General features: G+C 63.4%; 9 protein-coding genes. 8 read left to right on the forward strand and 1 reads right to left on the reverse strand.

Annotated features, from left to right (window positions below; all coding sequences use genetic code 11):
• The first annotated feature begins 29 nt into the window (after positions 1–29).
• The 7 genes from MHM88_RS20740 to MHM88_RS20770 are packed head-to-tail and all read left to right on the forward strand — an operon-like array spanning position 30 to position 6889.
• Positions 30–1145 carry a spermidine/putrescine ABC transporter substrate-binding protein gene (locus MHM88_RS20740; protein ID WP_239368722.1) on the forward strand — a complete coding sequence of 372 codons (1116 nt, stop codon included), beginning with the start codon at positions 30–32 and terminating at the stop codon, positions 1143–1145.
• 57 nt (positions 1146–1202) lie between these two features.
• Positions 1203–2090, forward strand: coding sequence for an ABC transporter permease (locus MHM88_RS20745; RefSeq protein ID WP_239368724.1), 888 nt, complete (start codon positions 1203–1205; stop codon positions 2088–2090).
• A gap of 3 nt (positions 2091–2093) precedes the next feature.
• Positions 2094–2915, forward strand: coding sequence for an ABC transporter permease (locus MHM88_RS20750; RefSeq protein ID WP_239368726.1), 822 nt, complete (start codon positions 2094–2096; stop codon positions 2913–2915).
• Positions 2912–4030: an ABC transporter ATP-binding protein gene (locus tag MHM88_RS20755; protein ID WP_239368728.1), complete on the forward strand. Its 1119-nt coding sequence runs from the start codon at positions 2912–2914 to the stop codon at positions 4028–4030. The genes MHM88_RS20750 and MHM88_RS20755 overlap by 4 nt, the downstream gene beginning before the upstream one ends.
• Positions 4027–5295 (forward strand): amidase family protein, encoded by a 1269-nt coding sequence (locus tag MHM88_RS20760; RefSeq protein WP_239368729.1) that lies wholly within the window; start codon positions 4027–4029, stop codon positions 5293–5295. Before MHM88_RS20755 ends, MHM88_RS20760 begins: the two co-directional genes overlap by 4 nt.
• A complete protein-coding gene (locus tag MHM88_RS20765) occupies positions 5292–6185 on the forward strand; it encodes a polysaccharide deacetylase (RefSeq protein ID WP_239368731.1) in 894 nt (297 codons plus the stop codon). Before MHM88_RS20760 ends, MHM88_RS20765 begins: the two co-directional genes overlap by 4 nt.
• A 2-nt stretch (positions 6186–6187) precedes the next feature.
• Positions 6188–6889 carry a DUF1989 domain-containing protein gene (locus MHM88_RS20770; protein ID WP_239368733.1) on the forward strand — a complete coding sequence of 234 codons (702 nt, stop codon included), beginning with the start codon at positions 6188–6190 and terminating at the stop codon, positions 6887–6889.
• Between the two features lie 74 nt (positions 6890–6963).
• On the opposite strand, the gene MHM88_RS20775 is transcribed toward MHM88_RS20770, so the two are convergent.
• Positions 6964–7632, reverse strand: a complete 669-nt coding sequence (locus tag MHM88_RS20775; protein WP_239368735.1) for an FMN-dependent NADH-azoreductase — start codon at positions 7630–7632, stop codon at positions 6964–6966.
• An 88-nt stretch (positions 7633–7720) separates the two neighbouring features.
• Between MHM88_RS20775 and MHM88_RS20780 the strand changes: the two genes are divergently transcribed.
• A partial coding sequence (locus tag MHM88_RS20780; RefSeq protein ID WP_239368737.1) for a LysR substrate-binding domain-containing protein occupies positions 7721–8627 on the forward strand: 907 nt, incomplete at its 3' end.

Genomic DNA, 8627 nt, shown 5'->3' on the forward strand with positions numbered 1-8627 from the left:
AAGCTTGTGGAATGAAAAGGGAGGGAAAAATGACACATAATATTATCACCACCCGGCGGCGGTTGATCAAGGGGGTGCTTGCGAGCGCCGCCGTCATCGCCGCCCCGGCCGTCCTGCGCGCACAAGGTCGCCGTGACCTGTCGATGCTCACCTGGGCAGGCCATGCCGACCCCGATGTGATCGGCGCATTCGAGGAGACGCACAATGTTCGCATCCGTGCCAAGGAGTATGTTGGCGGCGATCAAATGCTCGCGCAAATGGCGCAGTCTCCGGCCGGAACCTACGATGTTATCCTGTCGGATGCGGAATACGTCGTGCAATTGCAGCAAGCGGGATTCATTGAGCCGCTGACGCCTGAAGACTACCCGTTCGACGACTTCTTCCCGGAGTTTCAGAATTTCCGCGGCCACTGGTTCGACGGTCAGCCCTATGCGGTCTTCCTGCGGTTCGGTTTCCTGGGTCTGTCCCATAACCGCGCCGCGATGAGCGAGGCGGACGCCCGCAGCTATCGCAGCATGTGGGGTCCGCAGCACGAGGGACGCATCGGCCATTTCGACTGGCATCTGCCCAACCTGGGCGCGTTGAGCCTCCTCAATGGCAACACGTCGCCGTTTGACCTTGATGAGGCGCACTGGGCGGAATTGACCGAGACGATGATGTCGCTCCGGCCGCAGGTGCGCGGGTTCTATGATTACGGCGGGATGCTGTCGGCGCTGCGCTCGGGCGAGGTTGCCGCGATCCCAGGCATCGGCGACTGGATCACCGGCGTGCTGGCCCGCGATGGTGCGGATGTCACCACGACCATCCCCGAGGAAGGCGGCCTGCAATGGACAGAGTCGCTGTCGATCGGCGCACGGTCAGAAAACCAGGATCTGGCCCGGACATTCATCCAGTACATGCTGTCGCCGGAAGGGCAGGTAAAGACCGCCACGCTCAAGGCCTATCCGGCGATGATCCCGACGCGGGCGGGCTGGGCGCGGCTGAATGATGAACTGCCGGGAGAGGCGCAGCGCCAGAACATGGTGCTGAACGGCCCCAATGCGCTCGATGAGATCCGCGCCGGGCGCATCCGGCTGCGGGAGCTTCCGGTACAGCAATCGCTGGAAACCTGGAACGACGCCTGGACGCGTTACAAGAACGCCTGATGGCTGGTCCGGCCCCGGCGCAATCGTCGGGGCCGCAGCCCTATCGGAGATATCGACATGACTTCCCCTGCTTTTCCGGCCCGCACGTCGGAGCGCCGGCTCCACTTTCTCTTTAATCGTGCCTGGCAGGCGCTTTGGGTCCTGCCGCTGCCTGCCTGGCTGCTACTGTTCTTTGCGGTTCCGCTTGGCTTGCTGGTGGCGATTTCATTCTGGTCCGTGGTGAACTACCGGCTGACGCCGGATGCCACGCTGTCGGCCTGGCGGTACGTCCTCGGCCTCGACTTCCTCTGGGCCAGTTTCTGGCGCAGCTACGGTCTGTCGATGGCCAGCGCGATCGCGATTTCGCTGCTGGCCTTCCCGGCCTCCTACGCGATGGCCTTTGTCGCGGCTCCGCGCCAGCGGCTGATCCTGCTGGGGCTTGCGATCGCGCCGTTTTTCACAAGCTATCTCGTGCGCATCTATTCCTGGCAGGTCTTCCTGACAGAAGGCGGCGTGATCTCTTCGGTTGTTCAGGCGTTTGGTGGCAAGGGGGAAAGCCTTCTCAACACCTATTTCGCGCTGTTTCTCGGCCATGCAACGCTGGCGCTGCCGGTGGTCCTGATCCTGCAGACCATCGCCCTTGCCAATGTGGACCGGACCGGGATCTCCGCTGCCGCCAACCTTGGCGCCCGTCCCGGAGCCATCCTGTTCCGCATCATCCTGCCTGCGGCCCGGCCCGGGCTGACGCTTGGGCTGCTGTTTGCCTTCCTGCTGTCCTATGCGGAGTTCGTCAGCGCCTCCTATCTGGGCGGCGGCACCTTCCAAACCCTGCCGATCCTCGTGACGGACCTTGTTCGGGCCGGTCAGCAATGGCCGCGCGCCGCCGTGGTGTCGCTGCTGATGATCGCCAGCCTGCTGGTCACCGCCTTTGTAACTGTCCTCTGGGCCTATCGCGAGAAAGGATAAGACATGCCTCCGCATCTGAAACACGCCTTGCCAAAAGCCTTCTGGGTTGCCGGACTGGCATTGGTTTTCCTGCTGCTTTACGCACCGATCCTGTCGGCGGTCCTGTTTTCCTTCAGCGCCGACCGCTTCCCAAGCCTCAGCATGTCCGGGTTCAGCACCAAGTGGTACGCGCAGGTCCTGACCGACCGCGCCATGCTGGAGGCCCTCGGCAACAGCCTGACGGTTGCGGGGATCACCGCGCTGATCGCCACAGCCCTGGGGCTTGCCGCCGCCTATGCGGATTATCGGTTTCGGTTCGTGGGACAGAAAGCCGTGCTGGCGCTGGCCTTGCTGCCGCCGACGGTGCCGCTGGTCATCCTGGGTCTGGCGATGCTGGCCTTTTTCTCCCGCGTCGGCATTGCCGGCACGCTTGCCGCCGTGGTGGCCGCGCATGTCGTGATCGCCGCCCCCTTTGCGATGGCGGTCTGCCGTCTGCGGCTGGCGCAACTGGATGAGACGCTGGAAACCGCAGCCCAGAACCTCGGTGCGCTGCCGCATTCCGCCCTCGCCCGCATCGTGCTGCCGCATACGTTGCCCGCCATCCTGGCCGCCTTCCTCATCACCTTTGCCGTGTCATTCGACGAGTATGTGATCTCCTGGTTCACGGGCGGCTTGAACCAGACCGTTCCCGTTGCGGTTCTGACCACGCTTCAGGGACAGGTCGACCCGACCATCCACGTCATCGGCACATTGAGTTTTTCCGTCACCCTGACGCTGGTTCTGATCGCGCTTGCCGTGGTCCTGCGCCAGAGCGGCGGCGGCATGTCCAAGGAGGAGACATCATGACCAACACACATTTGAAACTGGCGGGGCTTGCCAAGTCCTATGGTAGCTTCATCGCCGTCGAAGAGTTTTCGCTGGATATTGCGCAAGGGGAGTTCATCGCAATCATGGGGCCGTCCGGCTGTGGCAAGACCACAAGCCTGCGCATGCTTGCCGGACTTGAAACCGCAGACCGCGGTGAGATCACCCTTGCGGGCAACCGGATCGACCAACTGCCGGTCTGGGAGCGGGAAACCCCCATGGTCTGGCAAAGCCTGGCGCTGTTTCCGTTCATGACCGTGCGCGAAAACGTGGAGTTCGGACTAAAGATGCGTGGCGTTACCGGACCAGAGCGCCGCCGCCGCGCCGACGACTGGCTGAACCGGTTGGGCATTTCCACCTACGCAGATCGCAATGTCGCGCGGCTGTCAGGTGGTCAGCGCCAACGCGTCGCCCTCGCCCGCAGCCTGGTGCTGGAACCCAAAGTGCTGCTCCTGGACGAGCCGCTTTCGGCGCTCGACGCCCATATGGCCATCAAGATGCAGGGCGAGCTGAAGAAGCTCCAGCGCGAGCTCGGCATCACTTTTGTCTATGTCACCCACAGCCATTCAGAGGCCTTTTCGCTCGCCGACCGGGTTGTCATCATGAACGCCGGCAGGGTCGAGCAAATTGGCAGCCCGCAGGACATCTTTCTACGGCCGCGCAGCAAATTTGTTGCACAGTTTGTCGGCGGGATCAGCCTGTTGGAAGGAAAGGTTTCGGGCAGCGAGGGCAGCAAACGCTTTCTGGACACACGCGACGGCAAAGTCCGGCTCGCCAACAGCGGCGGGCTGGCCGAGGGCGCAAGGGCGGATCTGGCGGTGCGGGCGGACAGGATCTCCGTGACGGTCGAGCCGGGCTGGGGCGAAAACGAAATCGCCTGCACGCTGGTGTCAGAGGAATTTGCCGGGGCCGTCGTCAATCTGCACCTGGAAACCGCATCAGGCCGCAGCCTTGTGGCGCAGCTTCAGCAGCGGGACCTGGAGCAGTTGGACGCAAGCATCGGCGCGCGGGTCTATGCATCCTGGCATTCTGACGACGGTTTCATTCTGGAAAGCGCGCAGCAATCGGCGGCGGGCGCAAGGGTGAGGGCCGCATGAGGTCTGTTCTCGACACGACCATGGAGGCTCTGCAACGGGCCGGACAAGAGGGAGAGGTTTTCCTCTCTCTTCTGCCAGAGCGCGCCCGCGCCGAAGCCCGTCAAAGCGGTGGTCGCACCGAGAGATTGAGCCCCCTGGATGGGAGCACGGTCTCTTGGAAGGATATGATCGCGATCAAGGGCGTCACCCCGCGTGCAGGCTCCGCCCACTGGGCCCCCGAGGCCCCTGCCCCAGCGGATGCTGAGGTGGTAGCGCGCGCCTGCAAGGCCGGTCTGGTCAGCATTGGTGTCACCAATCAATCGGAACTGGCGTTCTCCGGCATCGGCTACAATCCACACCACGGCACTCCGCTCCTCGACGGGCGGGTACCGGGCGGGTCCTCCTCGGGGGCTGCGGCCTCCGTTGCGCGCGGGATCACCCGCCTCGCGGTCGGTACCGACACTGCAGGCTCCTGCCGGGTGCCCGCGGCGTTTCAGGGTGTGGTGGGCTTTCGGCCCACGCGCGGACGGTATCCAATGCGCGGCGTGATGCCACTCGCGCCCAGCTATGACATGGTTGGCAGCTTTGCCCGCTCGGTCAGCGACATCATCGAACTGGATGCCATTCTGTCCGGCGACAACGCCCGCCCGGACACCGCCAGCGGCCTTGCGGTGCTCAGCGACATGCTCGACGCGGGAGATGTTTCCGCGCCGATCTCCCAGCGCTGCAAGGCGGCGGTTACAGCTCTCGAACAGGCGGGCGTCCTGATGGAGCACACCAACCGGTCGCCTCTAGATGAGGCACTGGCGCTGATCCGCGCGGGCGGCTGGCCGGGCGCCATTGAGGCGGTCGAAACCTATGGGCATCTGCTCGAAACCGAGAACGCACCGCGCCTCGATCCCTTTGTCGCGGCGCGGCTGCGTGCGTCGGCCAGTCTGGACCCGGACAAGATCGCGCACGTCAAACAGGGTGCCAGAGCGTTGCGCGAAACCGTCCGGGCTTCTGATACCATCTACCTCCTGCCGACGGTTGCCATCGAAGCCCCGCATCTGGCGCCGCTGCTGGAAGATCCCGAAACCTTTGCCGCAACAAATACCGCGGCTCTACGTCTGACCATGCCTGCGAGCCTGCTGGATTTGCCCGCCATTTCTCTCCCCGTCGGGAAAACGGACGCGGGGGCGTGGGTGGGAATGCAGCTGGTCGGTCCGCCAGACAGTGACCGCACCCTGCTTGCCACTGCGGCAATGGTCGAAACGCTGCTGAAGCAAAAGGACCCCCTCACATGATCCGTAACCCGATAAAATGGCCAAACGGCGCCCGCTGTGCCTGTGCAATCACGTTTGACGTGGATGCCGACAGCCTGATCCACATCGCGCGTCCGGAGGACGGGCACCGTCGCCTCTACCCGATCAGCATGGGCCGCTATGGCCCGAATTCCGGTGTGCCGCGTATTCTGGACACCTACCGGCGGTTGGGGCTCAAACAGTCCTTTTTCATGCCCGGCTGGGTGATGGAGCAATACCCCGAGACTGTCGAGGCGATCCTCGCCGGCGGGCATGAGATCGGCCACCACGGATACCTGCACGAAGACCCCGCCGAACAGAGCGCCGAGGAACAGACCTATTGGTTCGAACGCGCGCTTGAGGTTCACCGGCAAATGACCGGCACCACCCCGCGCGGCTACCGCGCCCCGGTCTATAATGTCACTCCCGAGGTGCTGTCGCTCGCGGTAAAGCACGGGCTGACCTATGAAAGCTCGATGATGGCGGACGATCTGCCCTATCGGATCGATACCGCGGCCGGCTCTCTGTTTGAATTGCCGGTGCATTGGGGCAGCGATGACTGGCCGCCCTTCGCGCATTTCGACGAGATCGGCTACAAGATGCCGGTGATGTCGCCGCGCCGCGGGTTGGAGGCCTCCTTTGAGGAGTTTGAGGCGCAATACGAGGCTGGCGGGCTCTGGATCGGGATCTGGCACCCCTTCCTGACCGGGCGGCTGGCCCGCTGGCGCGCAGTGGAGCGCTGGCTCGAAGAGGTGCTGTCGCGTGGCGATGTCTGGTTCGCACCGCTGGAAGAGATCGCCGCCTATGCCGCCAGCCAGGAGGCCGAAGGCGCCTGGCAGCCGCATCGTGAGCCCGCAGCCCCCTACATGCATCCCGTCCTGATGGAGAAATAAACATGGATACCCGCGATACCCCGTTTGATGCCGCACGGCCCGACGGCGAAAACCCGAGCGCACATCAGACGCTTGCAGAGGATGGTCGCCTCAGTCCAGATACCACCTACACCATTCCCGCCCGTCAGGGCCGGGCGATGCGCGTGAAAAAGGGGGACCTGCTGTCGGTTATCAACCGCGACGGTAGCCAGATCGGCGATTTCTGGGCCTTTGCCGAAAGGGACTGCAACGAATATCTGTCGATGGAGCACTTGCGCCCGACGCTGCGTCGCATTTCGCCACGTCCCGGCGACGCGCTGGTGACCAACCGGCGGCGCCCGATCCTGACACTGGTTGAGGACAGCTCGCCCGGCGTTCACGACACACTTGTCGCGTCCTGCGATATTCACCGGTATGCCCAACTTGGACATCAGGGGTATCACGACAATTGCACCGACAACCTGCGCATGGCGCTGCGGGCCATCGGCCTGCGCCCGACATCGGTGCCCTGCCCGCTGAACCTCTGGATGAATACGCCCGTCATCGAAGGTGGCGCGATGGAATGGCGCCCCCCTGTCTCGACCAAAGGGGATCATGTGCTGTTCCGCGCTGAAATGGATGCTGTGGTGGTGATTTCCTGCTGCCCGATGGACCTTCTGCCGATCAATGGCGAAGATGCCGAGCCAAGCGCGCTGGAGGTCAAGCTGCGCCGGGCGCCCGAATGAACCTGACTGCACAACAAATTGGTGGCGCGGATGTGGTTCCGCGCCACCCAGCTTTATCGTTTCAAAGGGTTGTGTCAGGCCGCTTGCACCGCCCCACCGGCCAGTTTCATGGCCAGGTAGCGGGTACGGCCCTCCGCCGATTCAACCGACGCCTCGTGACGCGCGTCTTTGAATTCCTGATATTCGATCGCGATCGTCTCGATATCCGCCTGCGCGACGCCGAAATAATGCGCACAAGCTGCCAGCGCCGGGTCAAGCGCGTTGAGATGGGCACGCGGCCCACCGGGGGCAAAGCCGAATTCACCACGCGACGACAGCACCACCAGCCGTTTTCCCGACAGGATCGGCTCGATCGGCGTATCGCCGCGGGCCAGGTCAAAGGAAAAGGTCCGACCGATCCGCGCGATGTGGTCGATCCAGCCCTTCAGGGCGGTCGGCATTCCGTAGTTGTACATCGGCGAGCCCAGAACGACGATATCCGCCGCGATCACCTCATCGACCAGCTCGTCGGACAGCGCCAGACGCTCACTCATCCACGGCTCACGCGCGTCGGACGGGGTAAAGGCCGCATGGATGAATTTGTGGTCGATCGCAGGAATCGGGTTCAGGCCGACATCCCGGGTGATCACTTTCGTATCCGGTGCTTGCGCCAGAAAGGTCTGCGTGAACAGCCCGGTCAGATGACGTGTGAGGGAGCGCTCTTCAAGCTGAGCGCTGGCATCAATTCGCAACAGAGTGGGCATGGGCAATCTCCTGAGTTTATGCACTGCACATTGTGCCTACCAAGCGGCCAACCCTCTGGCGAAAGCGAATTTCTCATGGTCAGGGTGAATGAAATTCACCCTGGCTCCACCCCGAACGGAAAGGATTGAACCGATGCGGCGCTTGCCTCCGCTCCACGCGCTACGTGCCTTTGAAGCCGCCGCGCGGCATCTGCATTTCGCCCGGGCTGCGGCCGAGCTTCACCTGACGCCAACCGCGATCAGCCACCAGATCCGCCAGCTGGAAGAGATCCTGGAGGTGAAACTCTTCCATCGCTATCCGCGCCCAATCCGCCTGTCTGCAGAAGGCGCGACATTGTACCCGGTACTGCGCGAGAGTTTCGACCGCATGAGCAGCGCCGTCGCGGGGATTTCGCAGCAGGAGACGGGCCGTCCGCTGACGGTCTCCGTCACGGTGGCCTTTGCCAGCCTCTGGCTCATGCGGCGCCTGCCTGCGTTGCGCAGTCAGACCGGATTGAACCTGAAGGTCGAGGCCGACAACCAGCCGGTAGATCTCTCGGGGAGCGATGTCGACTTTGCGGTTCGCTACGCAGTTCAGGCGCAGCCCGAAGATCATTGGCTGCCGCTGTTCAAAGACAAACTGATCCCTCTTTGCGCACCGGAACTTCTGCGCCGGACTCCGATCAACGACGACGCTATTTTACGCCTGCCGCTGATCGAGTACCGTTGGAATTGCGGCGCGGAAGCGTCACCTAGCTGGCAGCGCTGGTCTCGCGCAGCCGGGCTCGGGGCGATGGTGCCGGAGGTCACACAGCACTTTTCCGAGGAAATCAATGCCATTGACTCGGCGCTGGCGGGTCAGGGCGTGGTACTTGCGTCCAGCGTCTTGGCTGGCGCCGCTGTCGCAGCCGGGCACTTGGTGCGCCTATCTGACGTGGGTTTGCCTGGCAGAACGTTTTGGGCGGTGAGCCGCAGCGATCATCCTCATTTTGCCGAAGTGGAGCGCTTTGCTTCAT

This window comes from Epibacterium sp. MM17-32 (assembly GCF_022348205.1).
Classification (GTDB): Bacteria; Pseudomonadota; Alphaproteobacteria; order Rhodobacterales; family Rhodobacteraceae; genus Epibacterium.